The sequence below is a fragment of the Microbulbifer maximicatervae (SeqCode) genome, assembly GCF_052467225.1.
The window spans coordinates 4,259,939-4,281,836 of sequence record NZ_CP174303.1; the positions used below are offsets into that span (position 1 = coordinate 4,259,939).

Consider the following 21,898-nt stretch of genomic DNA (forward strand, 5'->3'; position numbering starts at 1 on the left):
AGCGACACTATAATGGTTGAGGTAGAGTGCCTTCGGAGCAATATATGGATAGTGAATCTACTGCTATCCACCTCAACCAGTGGACCTTGATACTACTTTCAGTACTACTGCTTGCCCTTGCAGCCTGCACGGAACCAGAGCGTGATTCTGGAGTAGCCGAATCAGTCACCATGTCAGCTGCCGAAGCGCAGGATGCCGACAAGCGATCAGGGCAACTGCCTGAAGTAACCCCCGCTAAAGAACAGCAAGTCAACTACATCGAAACCGGTGACCTTAGGGACATAAGAAAACACGGCACAATTCGGTTCGTTAATCTAACCGGTGCTTCCGAGGACCTGTTACCTCGTGACGATGTGGTGAGTCTCCGTCACTTCGAACTGGCCAACAAACTGGCCAAACAGTTAAAGCTGGAACCCAAGTGGATAAAAGCTGAAACGCCCGATGACGCGGTGCAAATGCTGATCGATGGCCAGGCAGATGTAATTGCCTATAACCTGACTGTCACTGACGCCCGTGAAGAAATTATTGACTTCACGGTTCCTCTCCGCCATTCGCGGTTAGTACTCGTCACTGGTCCTGAGGGTCCAGATATTTCAGATGCGAACAAATTAAAGGACCTGGAATTTATTATCCCCGCCGGCTCCTCTATTAAAGAAACTGCAGAGCAACTTGTTGCCGAAAATCCAAACTCAAACCTAACTATTCGAGAAATTGATATTAATGGTAACCGAGATACCTTGCTGGATATCATTAATGGCCAAAAGAACCGTGTTGCTATTTTGGAAGATTTTTCAGCCCAGGATTTGCGCAATTACCGCGATGACATGCGGATTGGTGCAGATGTATCTGAAGTACAAAATATTGCCTGGGGCGTACGCAAAGACTCCAAACGCCTGCATACCACTCTCGATAATTTTTTGACCCGCAACCTGGTTAAATCCCAGGAAGAACGCATTACCGATTGGAAGGGTATTAAAAAATCTGGAGTAATCAGGCTACTCACTTATAACGGGCCGACAACCTATTTCTTATGGAAAGGGGTATTAATGGGGTTTGACTACGACCTGGCCCAGGCTTTTGCCAATAAGCACAAACTCCAACTCCAGGTTATTGTTGTCCCCTACGAAGAAGACCTTGCCGACTGGCTGAGGGCGGGTCGCGGTGACTTTGCCGGGGCCGAACTCAATATTACCAGTGCCCGTGAAGACCAGGGCATGGTATTCACCAAGCCCTATGTCGAATCCACAGACCAGATCGTCAGTGGTAAAGGCAGCCCCCCTATTACCCAGATTCAGGATCTTAATGGCCGCAAATTAACCCTGCGCGCCTATTCATCATTTATTGAAACCGCTGAAACACTGAAAGAAGCAGGTATTGATGTCGATATCCGTGTGGCGCCGCCAGATATTTCCCAGTCACAAATCTTCTCATTAATCGCCGACGGGCTGGTAGATGCGACTATATCCCACTCCGGTCGAGCCAAGATTGAGGCATCCGTTCAGCCACAACTGGTACTCGGAACTCTTATCGGTGACCCGCGTCCACAGGGCTGGATGGTATTAAGACAAAATTGGCACCTGCTACAGAACTTGAATAAGTTTTTGAAAAATTACAGAAAAACGAGCCAATATCAAAAACAATACCAGGCTTATTTTGAGCCGAACAAACGATTTACCCAGCGAGTAAGTTCCCGGGTAATACCGGGAGAAAACCTCTCTCCTTACGATGAGTTGGTGAAGGAATCCGCCTTTAAATACGATTTTGATTGGCGCATGATCGTCGCGCAGATGTGGCAGGAAAGCAATTTCAACCCTAAAGCCGTATCTCCAGTTGGCGCGCAGGGATTGATGCAGGTAATGCCTGCCACAGCCGAGGAAATGGGATTTCCTCCGCCGCTGTTCGAACCTGAAAGAGGTATTAAAGCGGGGGTAAAATATATGGATTGGGTGCGCGATCGCTTTAATCCCGCTTTGCCAACCGTAAATAAACTCTGGTTTACTCTCGCTTCCTACAATGCAGGATACGGCCACTTACTCGATGCCCAGCGGCTGGCTAAAGAACTGGGACTGGATCCCAATGTGTGGTTCGACAATGTGGAAGTCGCCATGCTGAAACTGGCCCAGCCCCAGTACTTTAAACGGGCTAGATACGGCTATGTGAGAGGCTCTGAGCCCGTGCAGTATGTACGCAATATCAGCAACCTCTACAAAGCCTATGTGGAAATGATGAGCGATGATGTGACAGTCCGCCCACCTCTACAGCGCCTGCCCGGCAAAATCTATTGTGAACCCGGGGATGTGCCTGAGGGCGTTATTCAGCGGATGCCCACTTACTCCTCGCCCTAGGCAGCCACAAGCCCTCACAAGGTTAAAACGATTTTTCCGGTGATAGTGCCGGACTCCAGTAATTTATGGGCCTCAACCGCCTGCTGCAGCGGAAATTCAGCGGCTAGTTGCGGCCGCACTTTACCCGCTTCAATCAGCGGCCAAACCTTCTGTTCCAGCGATTTCGCAATACCGGCTTTCGCTTCTGGCGAGCGTGCCCTCAGAGTTGAGCCGGTCAATGTAAGTCGTTTCAACATCACCGGCATCATATTTACTTCTACTTTAGCGCCAGCCAGGTAGGCAATATTTACGATTCTGCCGTCGTTTGCGGCCACACGAATATTGCTATTGATATAGCTACCGCCCACCATATCCAAGATAACATCAGCTCCGTGATCATCAGTCATCTCGCGCACAACGGAGACAAAATCTTCATCCCGATAGTTAATCGCCTTCTCCGCTCCCAAAGCCACACAGGCTGCGCATTTATCTTCTGTTCCCGCAGTAGTGAAAACCCGGGCTCCCAATTGATGGGCCAGCTGGATCGCCGTGGTACCAATGCCAGAGGAACCACCATGGATTAAAATCACCTCGCCCGGTTTTAAACCGGCGCGGTCAAATACATTAGTCCATACGGTGAAAAAAGTTTCCGGCAATGCAGCTGCCTCAATAAGACTAAGGCCTTCGGGGACCGGGAGGCATTGCCCCTCTGGAGCTATTGCAAACTCTGCGTAACCTCCACCATTGGTCAGGGCGCAAACTTTATCTCCCACCTGCCAGCGCACAACTTTTTCCCCAACTTCAACAACCTCACCAGCCACTTCCAACCCCAATACCGGCGATGCTCCGGGAGGTGCCGGATAATGCCCTTGGCGCTGCACAATATCAGGGCGATTAACCCCAGCTGCGGCTACACGGATAAGGACTTCGTCTGCGCCGGGAGCAGGCTTATCCATCTCCTGCAATTGCATGACTTCAGGCCCACCAAATGTAGGCAGATCAATAAACCGCATATTTTTCCCCTTTATAGGTTCACTTTTATTGCCACACTATCGACACAAGAGTACCAAAAATCATCAAGCAATTTTTACTCAACACGCAACCCAATAAAAAACGGCCAGCCCCATCACAACATTTAATTGCGAAAAGGAACTGGCCGTTTCGAAGTCTGCTGACTTAAAAATAACTTTCTCTAAGCAGCAAATTCTCAGCCGAGATTAGAGTTCGTAAATAAACTCAACCCCCATAACACGACCTTTATTTAGCGGGGTAAAGCTGGCACCGATACCACCAAGGTTAACTGGTAGCTGCGTATCATTACCCTCAGTAACTTCATCAAGCATATTTTTGCCGAATATAGAAACTGTATATTGGCCGCTATCCGCAGTATAACCGATACTAAAGTCCACCATTTCTACTTCAGACAGCATACCCTTGTTATCATCCGTATAAGGTGCTTCATCGCGATGATTGTAGTTAATGCGGGAGGTGATTGTTCCGTAGGAACCTAGAGACAAATCGTGCACTAACCCTATACCATAAGTCCATGGCGCCAGGCGTGGGATCTCAAGACCCAGGTCTTCATCATCCACAAAGCCGTCACCATTCAGGTCACCGAGTACTTTATCGTAATCGCCATCTACATAGCCCACGTTGAAGGTAAGCAGCAGGTTTTCACTGAGCGCAGCCATGGTCTCCAATTCAGCACCACGAATTGTCGCATCTGCGGTGTTGCGGATAACCTGTACCACCCCAGCCTCAGGGGAGGAGAAATTCTCCTCCCGCTGCATATTGTCAATACTATTGTGGAACACCGCCATATTGGTGCGCAGTCGGCCATCAAGCCAGTCTACCTTGGCACCAATTTCGAAGCTGCTCTGCTCTTCCTGGTCAGTTGCCTCGGGCTTGAAGTTCCAACTTGTATTGCGGAAGTTGTAGCCACCACTGCGGAAGCCTTTGGTCCAGAAGGTGTAGAGCTGAGTTTCATCGGAAACCGTCCACTGCAGGCCCAGTTTGGGAGTGAACGCACTCCAACTTTCACTATCATCAAGATCGTAGTTAGAGCAACCACTTAGGGTGCAGTAATTCAGCGGGATAGAGGCAATCTTTGCGTCTTTTTCCTCACTCGAGTAGCGTCCACCCAGGGTCAACACCCAGGCCTCGTTCAGGTCGATATCAGCCTGGGTAAATAATCCATAAGTGCTGTGATCCTGCACACCACCACCGGTCCAATCGATAGTGCCGCCCTCACCATCGGCCAGCAAACGATTTTCCAGGTAGGTCACATCCTGAGAGAACCAATAGACACCGGCAGTGATGGCCGTGCGACCGAAACGGCCGGCATAGCGCAACTCGTTACTCAACTGGCTCTGATCTACGCTTGAGTCCGCATGGAAACCGACAATAGGCAGGGAATCAATATCCCCCAAACCCCGCGCCTCATATTCACGCCAAGCCAGGATATTTGTGATGGTGCCATCACCGAATTCAACGTCTTTATTGAACTCAGTAATGATCTGGGACCACTCGTCTTTTTGATAACCCTCTTCGTCCTGGGCTACTTCAAAGGAATCCTCACTGTTATCCCAGCCCAAAATTCCTGCCCACTCAGCCCACTCAGTGGCACTGGGGTACTGATAGCTCCCATCTCCTAGTGGTATCTCATAACTTGCATAACCCCGGTTTTGCGCAACCACCCCATCGGAGTCCATGCGCCCGTGCTCCATCCGCACAAGCAGCTCTGCCGTTTCATTGAGTTGAACACTAAAGCTAGGGCGAATAAACCAGCTGTCAGAGGCACCGGCATTATCATTGCCGGTGGCAACATTTTCGAACCAGCCACGGTCATCGTTGTAGTAAACGGTCAGACGGCCGTTAACATCGTCAGAGATGGCACCATTAATTGAACCCGCAGTCACCACATCCAGATTATCCGTTGTTGACACCTTGACGCGAGCAGAGAATTCATCAGTTGGGCGCGCTGTTTTAACTACGACAGCACCACCGGTAACATTACGACCAAATAGCAGGCCCTGCGGACCACGGAGAACTTCGATACCCTCCAGGTCAAACACATCGGTAACAACACCCGCATTCACACCGAGGTACATACCATCGACAAAGACCCCTACTGTGGGATCAATTGATGGAATAGAGCTATTCACTCCAAGACCGCGCACAGTGAAGTTTGCCGTATTTTTTACGGTACCCACATCCTCCAGCTGGACATTGGGCATTTTGAAAGAAAGGCTTTGTAAATCCCTAGTTTGTAGAGCCTCCAGTTGGTCACCGGAATAGGCGGTTGCCGCTACCGGAACATCCTGAAGTAATTCTGCGTCTGCACGCTTACGGGCTGTTACCTGCACTTCTTCCATAAGGGTGCCGACTGCTCCCTCTGCGGCATAACTGGGGCTAATACCACTGGCTAACCAAAGAGTTGCTACGGAACAGGCGGAAAGCAGAGCAGAGTGCTGCTTGGGTTTTGACGGACTTCCCATGTTTTCTCTCCATTGTTTTATTTTTTTTATGTACAACAACGGACTTATCGCAATCGGTACTGCCTGGCTCCACCGCTCTACCTCTATTAAGAGGCTCCGACTAAGTGAAGCTCCGATTCAAGACCGCGCTGATAAAGAGGCACAGATTTCGTAGTGAATCTGTGACATGGACAGGTTACAGGCTCACAACCGTGTGTGGAAGTCTATTTAACGTAAATGTCTGTAAAAATAACTCAATTAGTCTGGAAAGTTCTTTCAACTTGAAGAAAAAAATTAAAGGGAATGGAAAAAATAAAATTATGCACTGTTTAAGGGCGATACCCTAAGTTGCCCTATTACATAGAAAATTGATTATTTTCAAAAAAGCCAATGACAATATGTATCTAAACCACCCCAAAAACACAAAACTTTTTGTCTATTTTAAATTATTACACTCTCAGCTCTTTTAGTTCAGCCTGAAAATGCCCTTCGATATTTCAGGTTACCGGCAATTCAAAACTAATAAACTCAATTAACCTGGTACATTTAAATACATTAAATTTGACCAATGGGTCCGCCTGGAAAATAAATTTCCATTAAAGCCAGGAGCTATTTCGGCGCAATAGATGTGTCATCACCACCCGCAGCCACATGGGAAAGTATTTCATTTATTTCCGCTGCATCGAGGGTTTCTTTTTCCAAAAGAGCCCCAGCCAATGCATCTAATTTTTTGCGATTTTTTGTCAGCAACTGATCTACTTTCATCTCAATACCGCTGATCAAAGCAATAATTTCGTCATCAATAATCTCTGAGGTGTGTTCGCTGAAGTCCTTCTGCTGGGCCATCTCGCGCCCCAGGAATATATGTTCCTCTCCCCGGCGGAAAGCAACGGGACCTAATTTTTCGCTCATCCCCCAGTGCGTCACCATGTGACGGGCCAGTCGCGTCGCTTGCTTTAAATCTGCCTCAGCACCAGTGCTCACCTCCTTGAACACCACCCGCTCAGCGACCCTCCCCCCAAGCATTACGCCGATACGATCGCGGAGGTAACTGACCTGCATACTGTGATGTTCTTCGGTGGGAATCTGCTCGGTAGCGCCGAGACTGTGTCCCCTGGGGATAATAGTTGCCTTCTCCAAAGGATCTGCATTGGGCAATAGCGTTGCTACCAGCGCATGTCCCGCTTCGTGGTAGGCGATAATCCGCTTGTCCTCTTCACTGATAACCATTTCGCGCTCGCCACCGAGAACCACTTTATCCCTCGCCCTCAATAAACAATCCATATCCACCGCAGACTTATCTTCTCGCCCCGCCAACAGTGCGGCCTCATTAATCAGGTTTTCCAGATCCGCGCCGGCAAAACCCGCGGTCAGGGCCGCGAGCCGCTCCAGATCCACCTTGCCGTGCAATGGGACATCGCGGGAATGAATCTCAAGAATTTCCTTGCGTGCGGCCTTGTCTGGAAGGTCCAGAGTAATTTTTCGGTCAAAGCGCCCCGGTCTTAGTAGCGCCGCATCGAGAACGTCGGGCCTGTTGGTTGCCGCAACCACCACCACCGCTTCCTGGGGATCAAAGCCATCCATCTCACCAAGGATCTGATTGAGCGTCTGCTCCCGCTCATCGTGTCCGCCACCAACACCCGTTCCCCGCGCCCGGCCGACGGAGTCAATCTCATCGATAAAGATAATTGAAGGGGCATCTTTCTTGGCTTCGGCAAACATATCCCGCACACGGGAAGCGCCCACCCCTACAAACATCTCAATAAACTCAGAGCCACTAATACTGAAAAATGGCGCTTCACTCTCACCGGCCAGCGCTTTCGCCATCAGGGTTTTGCCAGTGCCGGGAGGGCCCATCAGTAAAATGCCCCGGGGGATCTTCGCTCCGAGCTTGCGATAGTGCTCCGGGTTCTTGAGGTACCCCGCCACTTCTTGCAGGTCCTTCTTCGCATTTGCCAACCCGGCAACATCATCGAAAGTCACTTGGGACTCACTGCGCTCAAACCGCTTTGCTGGTGATCGAGCAAAACCGAAGGGACTGCCGGGAGCCCCACTGGCCATCTTTTCCTGCATTCGCCGCCCCATCCAAACCAGGAGCCCAATAATCAGTATCCAGGGTAGAAGCAGAATCAACATCCGCTGCATAAAGCCCCCTCCCGGGGACTCTGCCAGGATTTCCACCTTCTCCTTTTCCAGCAGGGGCAGCAGTTCGGGGTCTTGAACGGAAGGTAAAATGGTTGTGAAGTGCTCCGGCGGTGGAGCCTTTTTTTCTTTCTCGTCAGTGTTTGGCGCCGGCACTTTGCTCGCCTCTGGCTTAAAAGTGCCGCTGACTCTATCCCCCTCGATAACCACGCTGGCAACTTTGCCTTCGGCGACCTCTTTCTTAAAGTCACTGTAAGCTAGCTCAGTCTGCTTGCCAGAAAGCTGTCCGTTAGTGCAGTACTGTACAGTCAGTATTAAAAGGAAAATCCACAGGAAGTACTGGAGCCAATTCAGCGGCCCTTGCGGAACCGGCTTTCCCGATGGCGGTGAAGGAGACTCCCCCTGCGGCAGCTTTCGCTCTTGGTCCTGCTCGTCCGCCATATTTTCTCACTATATCTCTGGAGAAGCCTGCCGCCGGACGATAGACCGGACTTGGCAGTGGGCAATGGAAAAGGTGCGAATCATCGAAATCCCGGTAGAGTAATGAGTATAGTTCGCCGCCAATCACACCGAGGAATTTAATGCCTCGCCCCTGGATAGCTGGCGCAATCGGTACCCAAGGCATATTTTTCAAAGTAAGGCTTGCAAATTGATGAAAGGCACGGCAGAATTCGCGCCCTGTCGAGACTGGTCGACCGCTCCCAGAGGGGCCCAGAAACTCGATAAGTTGCGGATTTTTAAGGATTTTTTCCAAAAAGAGGTTGACGGCAACGAATCAACTCTCTATAGTTCGCACCCATAACGACGCGCTCGTAGCTCAGCTGGATAGAGTACCTGGCTACGAACCAGGCGGTCGGAGGTTCGAATCCTCCCGAGCGCGCCATACAAAGAAAAGGGCTTACGTCTCACGACGTAAGCCCTTTTTTGTTGCAGAGCAGCTAATGCCAAACTGCTCTTTGCACAATTTATTCTTCGCGGCCTCACCCCACCCCAGCAACCCCCATTCACTTTAAGCAATCACAAACAACTTGAATGACCCAGCAGAGTTAGAAACAATCTCTTTCATTCGTTCCATACAGCGGATAGATATACGCACATCAGTCAGCGGGAGCAATTGCACCAACTGTGCAACCTCCAGATACGTCAATCCATTTTCATTTCGCTAGGGTCCTGTGCTCGACTAGAGATTTCGACACACAAAAGAAAGTTAGGAGTTAATGCTCTTCACTTAGGCCCGATCGCATTTGGAAGAGGGTTGAAGCCCCCCTCCACTTTTGCAGCTGCGCCTACACCGAGATAACAATCGATAGACTGCAATTCACTGATGCCTCAAAGTAGAAAACTCCCACCCACGCAGAGCAACAGCAAGGCAAACAAGCGCTTAAGCAATCGCGGAGATAACTTGTGAGCCAGGCGCGCTCCAAAACGGGCGAAGAACATGCTGGTGATGGCGATACCAACCATGGCTGGCAGGTAGATAAAACCAAAACTCCACTGGGGCAGTTCAGGTTGCTGCCAACCAATAACCATAAAACTAAGAGCGCCAACGGCAGCAATCGGCAAACCACAAGCTGAGGAAGTTGCCACTGCCTGCTGCAACGGCACGCTGCGCCAGGTTAGAAAGGGTACCGTCAGCGTGCCGCCACCGATGCCAAAGATGGCTGAGGCCCAGCCTGTCACCCCGCCGGCTGCTGTCAGTCCCAACTTGCCGGGAACAACGCGACTGGCCTTGGGCTTAAGTTCCAGTGCCATTTGAATGGCAATGGTGATAGCAAATACACCAATAATCTTTTGCAGTACCGGCCCCTGGATAGCTGCCGCTGTGAACGAGCCGAGACTTGCACCGAGAAGAATACCCAGACTCATCCAGGCAAAAGTTGGCCATAGCACCGCGCCTTTGCGCTGATGTTCCAGAACCGAGTTAATCGAAGTAAAGACAATAGTCGCTAGCGAAGTGCCCACAGCCAGGTGGGTCAGCACATGCGGATCGATACCCTGGGCAGTAAAACTAAATACCAGCACGGGTACGATGATGATGCCACCACCAACGCCAAACAAGCCGGCCAGCACCCCAGCCACAGCTCCTAGCAGCAGGTAGAGTAGAAATTCCATAAATTCCTCGAATTAATCAGCAACCACCCGCATAGCGGGTGGTATGGTGAAAGCCCCCAGAGGGGGCTAGTTACAACCCTGCCAGTCGCATCTGCTCTTGGCGGCGCTCTTCAACCTCTTGATTTTTGATGTACTCACACAGTAGCCCCGAGCCCAAAAGTGTCTTCCTGTGAAATTTCTCTGTACATGCTTGTACTTCCGAAATATCTGGATCGCAGATTTCCCTTTCAGAAACCCAATCGTATTGGAAACACTGAACTTCGGAAGAATCATTAACAACATATGGATGTGATCCTTCATTGCGTACTCCTCGACCAACTCAATGCCCTTTTGACGACATAAGTCTCGACATATTGCTCCAATCTCCCGCCTTAATGTCCCAAATAACGCTTTCTTTCGATACTTGGGCACAAACACCACGTGGTACCTGCAATAATGTTTCACGTAAGCTTGGCACTGCCAATCTCGCATATGGCCCCCTTATAGAACTTGCCGGTTCATGGAGGCCATATTTTTACTCTGCACGCCGGAACGGCAGAGCCCTGTCAAGTCTCACCGCCAGAGGCGGTGGTTTACCTAACTGTTAATTAATGCGGGTTTCTTCTGGAGGCAGGCGATGGGGCCGCATGCCCGCAACCCGTTGCTCACATGTATTACCCGGCTGGGGGCACCGCAGTAAGGTTGCGATATTGACCTTTGAAATACAGAAGTGGCTGCCTTGCAGCAGCTTTTTGTAGGTTTAACGCCTTCACCTCACCAATCACAATCAGGTGATCTCCCGCAGCGTGTTCAGCATGAATTTCACAGTCAAGCCAGTGTAGGCTGCCGGCGATAATGGGATTCCCCAGCGGCGATTCCTGCCATTCAACTTCGCTCCATTTGTCCGCGCCTTGACGAGCAAACTGGTTGGAAATCTTGACCTGATCATCCGACAGGATATTGACTGAAAATCGGCCTGCCTGGCGAATTTTGGGGTAGCTGTACGAACTCGACATAACGCTGAATGACACTAATGGCGGGTTCATCGATACGCTATAAAACGACTGGCAGGTGAAGCCTATCGGCTCACCCTCACAGTGCGATGCGATCACGGTAATACCGGAGGCGTAATGCCCCAGTGCTTCGCGAAAGCGCAACGGTTCTATGGCTGTACTGGAAAGTGACATGGGAGCACCTGAATATTGGGGACAGCTAAACCGAGAGCTCTCTTCGAACAATTTCTGCACCTGCACTTAACGCATTGAGCTTACCGTTCGCAACTTGACGGGATAGAGGCGCCATACCACAGTTCGTACAGGGATAGAGATCCTTAGCATCCACATACTTGAGTGCATTGCGCAAGGTATCGGCGACTTCCTCCGGTGTTTCAATCGTGTTGCTTGCCACATCAATAGCGCCCACCATCACTTTTTTACCATGAATAAGCTCAAGGAGATCCATTGGAACATGGGAGTTGTGGCATTCGAGCGAAATTAGATCAATATTGGATTTTTGCAGCTTTGGAAACGCTTCTTCATATTGTCTCCACTCTGAACCCAGAGTTTTCTTCCAGTCTGTATTGGCTTTGATACCGTAGCCATAGCAAATATGTACGGCAGTTTGGCATTTCAGCCCCTCGATGGCTTTTTCTAAAGTGGCAATCCCCCAGTCATTCACCTCATCAAAAAACACATTAAATGCGGGCTCATCAAATTGAATAATATCAACACCCGCAGCCTCTAGCTCACGCGCTTCCTGATTGAGAAGTTTGGCAAATTCCCAAGCGAGCTTTTCGCGGCTTTTGTAGTGGCTATCGTAGAGAGTATCAATCATTGTCATGGGACCAGGTAATGCCCACTTGATAGCTTGACTGGTTTGCTTGCGTAAAAACTTAGCATCTTGAACAAATACTGCTTGTTGCCTAGATACTTCGCCAACAACTGTCGGCACGCTCGCTTCATAGCGATTGCGGATTTTAACAGTTTCCCGCTTCTCGAAGTCAACGCCGTTGAGGTGCTCAATAAATGTAGTCACAAAATGTTGGCGGGTCTGCTCTCCGTCACTAACGATATCGATACCGGCTTGTTGTTGCTCTTGTAATGTCAGGCGCAAGGCATCCTGCTTACCCTCTTGTAATTGATCGCCCTTTAATTTCCAGGGGGACCAAAGTTTTTCGGACTCTGCAAGCCAGGATGGTTTAGGCAAGCTTCCAGCGCTTGAAGTTGGCAATAGGCGATTCATGAAAAATAATCTTATCTATATTTGTTAATTAAAGCGCGTAATTAGCGGCCCACTGATCAAGGATACTTCTGTATGGCTTGATAAATTGTTCTTCAGTAAACTTTCCTTGCTTTATAGCCAGCTGGCTACGCTCTTCCCGGTCATAAACAATTTTAGTCAGTGAATAATCCTGGTGCTTCAAGCTGGGCTGATAGCAGGTCCCCGCTACAGAATTTGCATTATATATTTCAGGTCGGTATATCTTTTGAAAGGTCTCCATCGTGCTGATAGTGCCGATAAGCTCAAGATTCGTATAATCACCAAGCAAATCACCTTGGAAGTAAAAAGCCAAAGGGGCAACACTATCCGGCGGCATAAAATAGCGAACCTGCAAACCCATTTTCTCAAAATACTCATCAGTTAAAGAGTATTCGTCCTGTCGATACTCAACACCGAGTACGGGGTGCTGATTTTCAGTTCGATGATAAGTCTTACTGCTCGATACACTCAGACAAATAACAGGGGGCTTGCTGAAGTTATCCTTGTAGGCACTTGAATTCAGGAACGATTGAAAAATTTTCCCGTGAAGATCGCCATAACCTTCAGGAAGGCTAAACTTGTCTTGCTTCTTGTTATGCTCCAACAACAACACGCTGAAATCATAATCCCGCACATATGAAGAAAAGTTGTTTCCTACTATGCCCTCAATCCGTTGATTGTTTTTATGATCAACAATATTCGTCTTCAATACTTCAATGGTAGGAAAGGCTTCTCCGTTGCCTTCAATATCAATATCAACGGAAATAATATCCAGCTCTACAGAGTAACGATCTGCACTAGGGTTGTCCCAATGCGCCAAGGCATTGAAACGACGATCAATCATTCTCAAGGTGTTGAGCAAGTTATCCCGACGGCTCTCCCCTCTCGCCAAGTTCGCAAAATTGGTGGTGATCCGCGTGCTATCCGCTGGACGATAGTTTTCATCAAAGCGTAAGTTCTTGATGCTGAATGCAAACTCTTTATTCATTGCGGCCTGGTATCCTGATTCCTAAGGCAAAAACTGAGTTCTTTGCTTGGTGATTGACATTGCCAGGCAGGATAAGCTTCTTTATAAATGAACAAAAATGGTATATTTTCAACTATCCATTAAATTTATTCATGGATTGCTCGGGTACAGCTATGCTAGAGCGCGCGCACTTAACAATAATCCAGGCCGTAGACCATCACGGTTCGCTAACCGCAGCGGCCAAGCACCTCTGCCTAACCCAGTCGGCGCTGAGCCACACGGTACGCAAACTGGAACAGAACCTCGGGGCCCCTATCTGGTTGCGTGAGGGCCGCAGCTTGCGCTTGACCCAGGCTGGTGAATATCTGCTTGGATTGGCCAATCGAGTCCTGCCACAACTGGAACACGCTGAGAGCAAGCTAAAGCAAATGGCTCAAGGTGAGCGCGGTACCCTGCGTATCGGTATGGAATGCCACCCCTGCTATCAGTGGTTACTGAAAGTCGTGTCGCCATTTCTGGAAGATTGGCCGGACGTGGATGTGGATGTTAAGCAGAAATTTCAGTTCGGAGGTCTCGGCGCTTTACTGGGTTACGAAATCGACCTGCTAGTTACACCTGACCCTTTCTATAAAGCCGGACTGCGCTTCGATCCCGTATTTGACTACGAGCAGGTGCTGGTAGTCCCTCGAGATCACCCTATGGCAAAGCGAAAGTACCTGACAGCAGAAGACCTACGGGATCAGGTGCTGTTAACTTACCCCGTGCCGCCGGACCGCCTGGATATCTATACCCAGTTTCTCAACCCTGCTGGCGTGGTGCCACTGCGCCACAAGACCAGTGAAACTACCGATATTATGCTACAGATGGTGGCCAGCGGCCGCGGGGTCGCGGCCCTGCCGCGCTGGCTTGCAGAGGAATACTCTACCAAGCTGGCCCTATCGGTGGTGCGCCTCGGGCGACAAGGTATTGCCAAACAGATTTTCTTAGGAACTCGTGAAGACGATAGCGAAGTTGAATACCTGAGCGCTTTTATCAAACTGGCCAGAGGTTATGAGCACTCAGAAACTGGGCACTAAGACCGATAAGATTTATCGATAATCCCGCAAGAATTCATTAAACAGCAAGTTTCTATTTGCCGACAACGAACTAGATGCAGTAGGTCCGAACCCGCCCCACCACACCAATCAAGAAAGGCCTAAATCACAAGATCCAGGTCCCTTCTTTCTCGATTAATTGTTCCGCAATTTCAGGCTTTCTACTTACAAATATCCTGCTTTTGCACCACATCGTATTTCTGCAATAGGGCTTTGTAGCGGCCACTGCTGCACAGCTCTGCCAGCCCGCGATTAAAGTCATCTCGCACTTTTTCATCGCGGAAACCGACTCGAAAGTCTGTCATCATCGGGAATATCTGGAATAGGTCAACCTGAGCCATGGTATGACCCATTTTATTGCTGTAGTACTTAAATAGCTCCATATCCACCACGGCGACCGCATCTGGCATTTTCCAGAATTGGGCAACCAAGTCACGAGCTGTTGGCGCTTGCATAACATTCTGTTTCTGGGTGCCATTAGGCCCAAACATTTTTTCAAATTCGGGCCCAAGATCCATGGGAGCTCCCTGCCAAGTGATCACTTTCTTACCCGCGAGATCTGCAATACTGCCAATCTTCATTTCTGCGCTGGCTTTAGCAATGGCGTAATTGGCAAAGCTGATCATATTGTTCGAGTAAAATAGGCCATCATTCTTCTTGAGTACATTCACCGCTGCCTGAACCATACCCTGCTCAAGTGCCGGGGCCGTCTCCGCAAACCCCATCTGTACGAACTCCAACTTATAGCCAGGGAGAGCTTGCCGAACGATATCTATTTCCAAACCACTGGTCGCACCGTCAATCACATAGGGTGGTGCATCCCCGGCGATCGCCACTTTTAACGGAGTTTCACCGGACTGGGCCAGCACCTGGGTACAGACTCCAAACATCAAGATAAGAAGGGCCAATAGCGAACGCATAAGCTTCTCCACAGTGACAGGAAAATCACCCAGACGCTCTAAGTGTTGGCAGACATCCCCCATTTATCAAGCTTCGCTGCCGGATAACTCTATCCATCCGAAACCTTGAATTCGGCAGTAAACTCCCCATTCTAAAATCAGGCAAATAGTAATTTGTCGCAACTGGGGCATACCGGGTAAAACAGTGATACATGAGATTACCGATATTCTGATTGAGAATGAAACAAAGCTGCATCAGTTCGAGATACGCAAAGACCCTGAAGTCATTAGCAAGCTGCTAAGCCCTGATTTTATAGAGGTAGGGAAATCCGGGCGGACCTTTGATTTCAAGGCAATAGTGCGATCAATGCAACAGGAGGAAAATACGGGCTGGGAAATTCACAGCCAAAACTATGAATGCATTCCTCTCTCTGACACAGTCATTATGCTGTTGTATAAATCTGCACGGCGAGGCCAGCAAGGGGAGTACAAGGGGTTTTGTAAGCGATCATCTATTTGGGTTAGAAGTAAAGGGCAGTGGCAAATGAAATTTCACCAGGGGACTCCCTGCCAAGAATTTAAGCTGGAAGATAATATCTCACGCAAACAACCGGTGTTTAAGCTGTGAGTGCTTTTATCGCAATTATCCTGCTGGCCCTGGCGATATGGCTGGTTCCCCACTTCTACCGACAGTGGCGCATTTTTTACCTCCGCTCACAACCCTTAACACGGGAACAGCTACAACTCATTAGGGAAAATCTTCCTCTCTATCACTACCTTAACTCCAATCAACAGCAAGAGTTATGCAGTAATATCGCCCTATTTCTCCACGGCAAAGAGTTTGTCGGTTGCGAGGGGCTTCAGGTCAATGAACGCATGAAGGTGGCCATCGCTGCCCATGCCTGCCTACTCCTATTGGGCCGCAAGAATGAATGCTACCCCAACCTTTACAGCCTGTTGCTCTACCCAGACACCTATGTCGCTCACGAAACACGTCGGGAAGGCTATATAGAAACAGCCAGGCACAGTGCCCGTGAAGGGGAGGCACATTATCGTGGACCCGTAGTCCTCTCCTGGGGTGACCTGGAGAAAGATTTACAGTCGCCTGAACGGGGCCACAATGTCGCCCTGCACGAGTTCGCCCACAAAGTCGATGAAGAGGATGGTTACTTTGATGGCCGCCCTCTATTTGAAAGCAGTGATGAAGGGGCCACCTGGGCTGAGGTTATGAGCCGGGAATTCCACCGTTTGAGACAAAGAGCTGAATTCGGTGAGTTTCCTGGTGATACACCCTCTGTGCTCGATTTATACGGCGCCCAGTCTCCCGCTGAGTTCTTTGCTGTAGCAACAGAAAGTTTCTATACGATCCCAACGGCTATGCACGCCTTACACCCGGAACTCTATAAGGAGTTAAGTCATTTCTATCGAATTGATCCCGCCGAATTAATACGCGGAAAAAGTACTGTGGCCTGACAAATACGCTACCAGTCCGGTTTCTGTCTTCCTGCTATGCTTATTTCGTGCACCAGCGGAGTTGGAATAGTGGCCAATACGCATTGTTTAAGATTCGCTCTTGTGGGACTGGTTGTTCTTTTGGTCATGACTCAACCGGCCACAGCAGATATCGCCACAAACCAACAGGATGCAAAAGCTCTGATAGAGCGCCTTGAAAAACTGTATCTCAAGGGCCCTACTCCTGTCTTTGTTCTACAGCTGGAAAAAAATACTCTACCGGACGCTAAGTTACAGGCTTTTGCAATGGAGCAACGCCTTATTAACTTATCGGACTTGAGAAGTAATGCACTATCTCTGCATCGTTTTGGTGGCTTACCGGGACATAGTACTAGAGCATTTTTTACTCGAATTACGACAGCAGAAATTCAAGCTAATACCCTGCTACCCAATCTGATTCAAGCATTGGGCATCTCACCCGAGCAGATCGCCCAGTACCAACCACTCGCAGGTGCCCAAGCCTATCCAGCCTATACTACCTGGCTAGCCAACTACGCTACACCCGCCGAAATTGCCGCTGCCCTGTTAATAAACTTTCAGAGTTTTGGCAAAAATGCTGAGCGCGTTGCAAAAGCTCTCAAACAAAATAAACGCTTTACCAATGAACAGCTCAGTTTCTTAATGACTTTTAGCCAACTTCCAGAAGGATTCAGGGAACAGGCTATCGATATAATTGCAAGAGGACTAGCTTCAGGTGTTCGAGAAAATGATATTGCCATTCGTGTGCGGTTAATCCAAGCCTATGAGCGGGATTTTTGGCGGGCATTTGAGGCAAGCAACATTCGCAATTAGTACGATAACTCAAACTCTCCAACTTTCCGGCATTACTTAACCGCCAAAGAAATACCTAAAATTCTTGATTGACCTAGTAAAAACTACTTTTATTCTCTCAAGCCGAAAGAACTTCCCCTATTGCGAAATATATTGTAGACAATGAAAAAAATGGATTTCACAATACTTATATGGGAAGAAAAGGCGGACTTAAAAATGAGCGAATATGCAGAATTCAAAGATGAAAACTTCAGGTTATTAGTCTTGGATAAGTTGATGTACCATTATAAGATAATACAGCCTGAATTCGATATTTTTCAGTTTGCCGATAGTTACACCAAAAGAAATATAGATATAGAAGAAGAAGGGTACGAGCCTATCCCCGAAGCTCTCGACCACTTCCGGTCCATTCCAATTAAGAAAGAATGGCTAAACGATATTACTGACCTTCATCAGGATGGGGGTGGCCATATCTGGTTACAAATCATTCCCTTCTGGTGTGGAACTACTGACGACTTTGATATCCATTCCACCGAAGACACAAACCTCCTACCAAACCTGAAAAAGCTCATACTTTTCTACAATGAAGAAAATCCAGAAGTTTTAGAAGATTTCAAAAGAAAAGGCATAGAGGCCAAATGGGTATAACTCTAAAAAATTACCATCAGGTAAAAAATATTTAAATTCCAACCAATATCGTATATCAGCCTGCCCATTACTTGAAACTAATGTTCTAAATTTGAGATACCGCTAAGCAGCGACAAAGTAAACCTCAGATGTGAAAATTTTGACTTTCTTCACTTCCAATTGAGTACAGATAATACTTATAGTACACACAAAATCTGGAACCAATTTAGAAAACACTACTCTATAGCCCCGCAAAAGATCACATCAGCAAGGATTAGTTTGTGAAACGTATTATTTCTTTAGTATCAGCCTCTCTAGTTTGTGTCTCATGCGCCACAGTGAAGACAGTTAACCCTAAGAATAATCAGGTAGATATTACTCATAGAGGCCACAAAAGCTATTGCGAAAGTATTCCAAGAGTTTATAGCGGAACCTCTTACTCCTTTTGCTTGCTAAATAGCGAACCCAGTCAGACTGTAAATACTGGATCAACTATCAACCGTGTTCCACTGGTAGCTATAGATGCTGTTTTTTCTGTAGCCGCTGATACCGTTGTTTTACCGTATACCGTAGTGACTCAAGCGAAGCATGGTAATATCGAAGTAAACTGATATGCTCCACCTGTAGCTTAATAATTTTAAAGTAGTTATTAATAAGCCCAACTGAAAAATCTCTCTTTTAACCACAGAAAAATATATTTATTGGGAACAGGCCGCGATCACTGATTTTGTCTTACTTTCAAATCCATGATCCGGCCTCTAGCTGCCCCCAGGCTAAAAGCAAAACCAAACAAATTAAATAATATTGATTATTAGGTGGGCAAAATTCCTTGGACTTGCCAGAACCAAAATGCCTGCACTATCGTCCCTCCTCCTACATATCACACAATTAAAAAGCAATTGGTTGCCTGAAGAATATATGTACAATATGAAAGGTAGACAGCTCCCACCTGCCCCTAAACAACAATAAACAAAGACCGAGAGACATCATTTATAGCCCTCTTTAACCGCCTCTACATTCCAACCTCATGGTAACAAGAACCCTTAGAGAGAAAACACTATAGAACTCACTAACTTTGGAGATAACAAATTGCGATATCCAGCAATAGACATCACTAGAGGTATATTAGTAATTATTATGGCCCTCGATCATACTCGAGATTATTGGACTTCGACCCAGTTTGACCCATTGGACCTATCCCAATCGTCCATCGCTTTGTTTTTAACTCGTTGGATCACGCATATATGTGCCCCTGGATTTATATTTCTTACAGGATTGAGTGCCTACTTTCACGGTAAAAAACTTAACTCCAAGCCGGAGTTGGCAAAATTCTTAATACTTCGAGGGTTAGTACTAGTTATCCTCGAACTAACCTTGGTAAACCTCTCTTGGCAGTTTGCTTATAATTACGCTTTTGTACAGGTAATCTGGGCCCTGGGCGTATCCATGATCATACTGGCGGGCTTAATCTATTTGCCAATGATATGGACCACCATCGTTTGCCTGGCCGTAATATCCTTACATGGATACCTGAATGATGACTTCATGCGCCAGCTATTAGGTGGCTATGAATGGCTTTGGATTCTTGCGCATGTACGCACTAGTTTTAGACTTTTCGAGTTCAACACCGGGATTTTTGCTGCTTACAATATTATTCCCCTCTTTGCTCTTATGTACCTAGGTTATGTATTTGGGCCTCTTTACGAGATGGCAAACAAGCAACGAGTGCGTCTACTAATAACAACAGCAACTGCGCTATCGATTATATTTATTGCGGTTAGACTAATAGGCTTTGGCGACCCCAATGATTGGATTTCACAGCAGGGGCTTCTGGGCTTTATCAACACCGCCAAATACCCAATGTCGTTCAGCTATATCCTTATGACAATGAGTATAGTTTTCTTGATCATGGCTACCGTTGAAAATCGACAAAACCGAATACTGGATGTATTGCTCCTCTTTGGGCAGGCCTCATTGTTCTTCTATTTACTCCATGTCCCAGTGATCAATCTGTCCGCACATCTATGGAGCTACTTAGAGTTTGGAGTAGCAACCAACTTCTTCAACGGCTCCAAAGTATGGCCTGAAGGCTACACACCTAATTTACTGAGAACCTATGCCTACTGGATTGCTCTGATTGCGATACTTTACTATCCCTGTAAGAAATATCTTCAAAAGAAAAAAGAAAGTGGATCGGTGATATACTCCTACGTATAACTCTCAGCACAACTTTATTTCGTATATTGAAAATTCTGTTCTGGGGTGAGCAAAGCCCCAGAGTTGCCTCCCAATCAGGACGATATAGATGTTGCAAAAAATAGACCATTGGATTGATCAAACACTGATAGACTTCAAAGAAGAGAGACAATCTTGCGCAAGGTTCACAGAGAAGTTTTCAGGGTATTATACGGAAGAATTTCTTAGCAAAAGCTACTTTGTAGTGGTTGATAATATTCCAAAACCGAGGTTTCCCGAGCTCTACCAGGCTGGTCTGGGTGACTTTGTCGACATGGAAGTAGCCGGTATCACTTACAAAGATACCTACTATGTCAAAACACCTTTTGCTGCGGACATTTCCCTCCATTTCCATGAGTTAGTCCATGTCCACCAATGGTCTCTCTTGGGAGCAGAGTCATTTATCAAACGTTATATCAGTGAAATTCAGACCTACGGCTACAACGGTGCACCTCTGGAAAAAATGGCCTACAGCCTGCAAGATAGATTTATGGACAATTGCACTCCAACAGATGTTTTAAGTTACGTTCAGAATCATTTGTAAGCACTCAATGATCATTGGACTTCATCTATAAAAAGGTTACCTTCTGGATAAGTGAAAGTGACCTTTATGCTACCAGCCAAAATTGATCTTATTGACAGGCTAAACATTTCTACTAAAGCCTGATCATCAAGACACAAACTATAATTTATTGAGTTTTATAGTTTGCAAGCTCCACGCCATGCTACAAGCAACCCGACTCTTCCTGATCTTTGCTGCCCTATCTACCTTAAATCTGGCATCAGCAACAACATGTAAGCCCATATTCAATCATCAAGATGACAAAGTGGCCAAGAACAATCGCTGCACTAAAATCAGCTTTCAACCAAGCAATACGGAAGGATCCGCTGTTATTATTATGGATGGCGATACCAAAGGCTCCTGCGCTTATACATCTGCGGTTCAGTGCGGGAATACCGAGATTAGAATGAAAGATATTTCTGCAATTGACTTTAAGGTTGACGTGCCCCCAGGTAAATGTGGTGCTAAAGAGTGGATTGCCGTTTATATGTTCCCCTGGTGTGGACAACCCGGTGGATGTTGGGCCGGGGGGCAGCGGGAAGTCGATTTTGTAGAAACAACAGGCTCCAATGGTCCGGGAGGTTTCGCTTCCAATTGGGGAGGGCTTCCCAAACAGGCGGCGTGGACAAGCCAAACAGGTCCCCTACAGGTGAAGAGTGGTGCCCAACAGCATATAACTTTTACATCCAGGAAAATCATATCGGGTGAAGCTAGTGGAACCTATCAATGGGATATAAGAGTGTGTGAAGCATCTGCGTCTAAGTGCGATGATTCAAATCAGCTTTGGCATGCCTACCGGGAAAAGGGGCCTGTAATTTTTGATGAATCCATGATGATCGTGATCGACAACTGGGGCGTCAACAATCCACCCCAGCCAGGTTGCACGTTAAAAATAACGGATATGCTAATCACCAAATATTAGCGATGCTTTCTACAACG

General features: G+C 47.6%; 19 protein-coding genes and 1 tRNA gene. 11 read left to right on the forward strand and 9 right to left on the reverse strand.

The features are described from left to right. The first annotated feature begins 44 nt into the window (after positions 1-44). The gene (locus ACJJIZ_RS18365) at positions 45-2,345 is read left to right on the forward strand and encodes a transporter substrate-binding domain-containing protein (protein WP_444914395.1); all 2,301 of its coding nucleotides are present in this window, start codon (positions 45-47) and stop codon (positions 2,343-2,345) included. Positions 2,346-2,359: 14 nt separating this feature from the next. On the opposite strand, the gene ACJJIZ_RS18370 is transcribed toward ACJJIZ_RS18365, so the two are convergent. The 3 genes from ACJJIZ_RS18370 to ftsH all read right to left on the reverse strand — a co-directional run bounded on the left by ACJJIZ_RS18370 (position 2,360) and on the right by ftsH (position 8,383). Then, on the reverse strand, positions 2,360-3,337 hold the full coding sequence (locus ACJJIZ_RS18370; RefSeq protein WP_444914396.1) for an NAD(P)H-quinone oxidoreductase: 978 nt from the start codon (positions 3,335-3,337) through the stop codon (positions 2,360-2,362). Positions 3,338-3,541: 204 nt separating this feature from the next. Continuing rightward, complete coding sequence (locus ACJJIZ_RS18375) at positions 3,542-5,821, reverse strand: TonB-dependent receptor (protein ID WP_444914397.1); 2,280 nt, start codon at positions 5,819-5,821, stop codon at positions 3,542-3,544. Positions 5,822-6,409: 588 nt separating this feature from the next. Next, the gene (gene ftsH / locus ACJJIZ_RS18380) at positions 6,410-8,383 is read right to left on the reverse strand and encodes an ATP-dependent zinc metalloprotease FtsH (RefSeq protein ID WP_444914398.1); all 1,974 of its coding nucleotides are present in this window, start codon (positions 8,381-8,383) and stop codon (positions 6,410-6,412) included. 365 nt (positions 8,384-8,748) lie between these two features. On the opposite strand from ftsH, the gene ACJJIZ_RS18385 reads away from it, so the two are divergent. Beyond that, positions 8,749-8,825, forward strand: a tRNA-Arg gene (locus ACJJIZ_RS18385). Between the two features lie 446 nt (positions 8,826-9,271). Here the strand turns inward: ACJJIZ_RS18385 and ACJJIZ_RS18390 are convergent. The 5 genes from ACJJIZ_RS18390 to ACJJIZ_RS18410 form a co-directional block, all read right to left on the reverse strand. After that, positions 9,272-10,054 carry a sulfite exporter TauE/SafE family protein gene (locus tag ACJJIZ_RS18390; RefSeq protein ID WP_444914399.1) on the reverse strand — a complete coding sequence of 261 codons (783 nt, stop codon included), beginning with the start codon at positions 10,052-10,054 and terminating at the stop codon, positions 9,272-9,274. Positions 10,055-10,120: 66 nt separating this feature from the next. Then, positions 10,121-10,525 (reverse strand): IS200/IS605 family transposase, encoded by a 405-nt coding sequence (tnpA, locus tag ACJJIZ_RS18395; protein WP_444913664.1) that lies wholly within the window; start codon positions 10,523-10,525, stop codon positions 10,121-10,123. 182 nt (positions 10,526-10,707) lie between these two features. After that, complete coding sequence (locus tag ACJJIZ_RS18400; RefSeq protein WP_444914400.1) at positions 10,708-11,220, reverse strand: flavin reductase family protein; 513 nt, start codon at positions 11,218-11,220, stop codon at positions 10,708-10,710. A gap of 25 nt (positions 11,221-11,245) precedes the next feature. Then, entirely contained in the window at positions 11,246-12,274 is a 1,029-nt protein-coding gene (locus ACJJIZ_RS18405; RefSeq protein ID WP_444914401.1) for a methionine synthase, read from the reverse strand. Positions 12,275-12,302: 28 nt separating this feature from the next. Then, positions 12,303-13,280 (reverse strand): DUF1852 domain-containing protein, encoded by a 978-nt coding sequence (locus tag ACJJIZ_RS18410; protein WP_444896507.1) that lies wholly within the window; start codon positions 13,278-13,280, stop codon positions 12,303-12,305. Between the two features lie 152 nt (positions 13,281-13,432). Between ACJJIZ_RS18410 and ACJJIZ_RS18415 the strand changes: the two genes are divergently transcribed. Next, positions 13,433-14,335, forward strand: coding sequence for a LysR family transcriptional regulator (locus ACJJIZ_RS18415; protein ID WP_444914402.1), 903 nt, complete (start codon positions 13,433-13,435; stop codon positions 14,333-14,335). A gap of 179 nt (positions 14,336-14,514) precedes the next feature. Here the strand turns inward: ACJJIZ_RS18415 and ACJJIZ_RS18420 are convergent, their stop codons facing one another. Then, positions 14,515-15,273 carry a substrate-binding periplasmic protein gene (locus tag ACJJIZ_RS18420; protein WP_444896505.1) on the reverse strand — a complete coding sequence of 253 codons (759 nt, stop codon included), beginning with the start codon at positions 15,271-15,273 and terminating at the stop codon, positions 14,515-14,517. Between the two features lie 184 nt (positions 15,274-15,457). Here ACJJIZ_RS18420 and ACJJIZ_RS18425 point away from each other — a divergent pair, with 184 nt between their 5' ends. The 8 genes from ACJJIZ_RS18425 (at position 15,458) to ACJJIZ_RS18460 (ending at position 21,881) form a co-directional block, all read left to right on the forward strand. Then, positions 15,458-15,880: a nuclear transport factor 2 family protein gene (locus ACJJIZ_RS18425; RefSeq protein ID WP_444914403.1), complete on the forward strand. Its 423-nt coding sequence runs from the start codon at positions 15,458-15,460 to the stop codon at positions 15,878-15,880. Then, positions 15,877-16,725 (forward strand): M90 family metallopeptidase, encoded by an 849-nt coding sequence (locus ACJJIZ_RS18430; protein ID WP_413662861.1) that lies wholly within the window; start codon positions 15,877-15,879, stop codon positions 16,723-16,725. Before ACJJIZ_RS18425 ends, ACJJIZ_RS18430 begins: the two co-directional genes overlap by 4 nt. Positions 16,726-16,794: 69 nt before the next feature. Further along, entirely contained in the window at positions 16,795-17,556 is a 762-nt protein-coding gene (locus ACJJIZ_RS18435) for a thiaminase II/PqqC family protein (protein WP_444914404.1), read from the forward strand. A gap of 141 nt (positions 17,557-17,697) precedes the next feature. Beyond that, complete coding sequence (locus ACJJIZ_RS18440) at positions 17,698-18,183, forward strand: DUF6892 domain-containing protein (protein ID WP_444914405.1); 486 nt, start codon at positions 17,698-17,700, stop codon at positions 18,181-18,183. A 260-nt stretch (positions 18,184-18,443) separates the two neighbouring features. Beyond that, positions 18,444-18,773 (forward strand): YceK/YidQ family lipoprotein, encoded by a 330-nt coding sequence (locus tag ACJJIZ_RS18445; RefSeq protein WP_413662864.1) that lies wholly within the window; start codon positions 18,444-18,446, stop codon positions 18,771-18,773. A gap of 478 nt (positions 18,774-19,251) precedes the next feature. Next, positions 19,252-20,379 (forward strand): acetyltransferase domain-containing protein, encoded by a 1,128-nt coding sequence (locus ACJJIZ_RS18450; RefSeq protein WP_444914406.1) that lies wholly within the window; start codon positions 19,252-19,254, stop codon positions 20,377-20,379. A gap of 88 nt (positions 20,380-20,467) precedes the next feature. Beyond that, positions 20,468-20,941, forward strand: coding sequence for a hypothetical protein (locus tag ACJJIZ_RS18455; protein WP_444914407.1), 474 nt, complete (start codon positions 20,468-20,470; stop codon positions 20,939-20,941). A 178-nt stretch (positions 20,942-21,119) separates the two neighbouring features. Further along, entirely contained in the window at positions 21,120-21,881 is a 762-nt protein-coding gene (locus ACJJIZ_RS18460; RefSeq protein WP_444914408.1) for a hypothetical protein, read from the forward strand. The last annotated feature ends 17 nt before the right edge of the window (positions 21,882-21,898 follow it).

Coding starts and splice junctions, on each gene's coding strand:
- ACJJIZ_RS18370 (WP_444914396.1), bottom strand. CDS start 3,337: ATGCGGTTTATTGATCTGCCTACATTTGGTGGGCCTGAAGTCATGCAA.
- ACJJIZ_RS18410 (WP_444896507.1), bottom strand. CDS start 13,280: ATGAATAAAGAGTTTGCATTCAGCATCAAGAACTTACGCTTTGATGAA.
- ACJJIZ_RS18420 (WP_444896505.1), bottom strand. CDS start 15,273: ATGCGTTCGCTATTGGCCCTTCTTATCTTGATGTTTGGAGTCTGTACC.
- ACJJIZ_RS18440 (WP_444914405.1), top strand. CDS start 17,698: ATGAAAAAAATGGATTTCACAATACTTATATGGGAAGAAAAGGCGGAC.
- ftsH (WP_444914398.1), bottom strand. CDS start 8,383: ATGGCGGACGAGCAGGACCAAGAGCGAAAGCTGCCGCAGGGGGAGTCT.
- ACJJIZ_RS18455 (WP_444914407.1), top strand. CDS start 20,468: ATGTTGCAAAAAATAGACCATTGGATTGATCAAACACTGATAGACTTC.
- ACJJIZ_RS18405 (WP_444914401.1), bottom strand. CDS start 12,274: ATGAATCGCCTATTGCCAACTTCAAGCGCTGGAAGCTTGCCTAAACCA.
- ACJJIZ_RS18365 (WP_444914395.1), top strand. CDS start 45: ATGGATAGTGAATCTACTGCTATCCACCTCAACCAGTGGACCTTGATA.
- tnpA (WP_444913664.1), bottom strand. CDS start 10,525: ATGCGAGATTGGCAGTGCCAAGCTTACGTGAAACATTATTGCAGGTAC.
- ACJJIZ_RS18400 (WP_444914400.1), bottom strand. CDS start 11,220: ATGTCACTTTCCAGTACAGCCATAGAACCGTTGCGCTTTCGCGAAGCA.
- ACJJIZ_RS18375 (WP_444914397.1), bottom strand. CDS start 5,821: ATGGGAAGTCCGTCAAAACCCAAGCAGCACTCTGCTCTGCTTTCCGCC.
- ACJJIZ_RS18390 (WP_444914399.1), bottom strand. CDS start 10,054: ATGGAATTTCTACTCTACCTGCTGCTAGGAGCTGTGGCTGGGGTGCTG.
- ACJJIZ_RS18415 (WP_444914402.1), top strand. CDS start 13,433: ATGCTAGAGCGCGCGCACTTAACAATAATCCAGGCCGTAGACCATCAC.
- ACJJIZ_RS18460 (WP_444914408.1), top strand. CDS start 21,120: ATGCTACAAGCAACCCGACTCTTCCTGATCTTTGCTGCCCTATCTACC.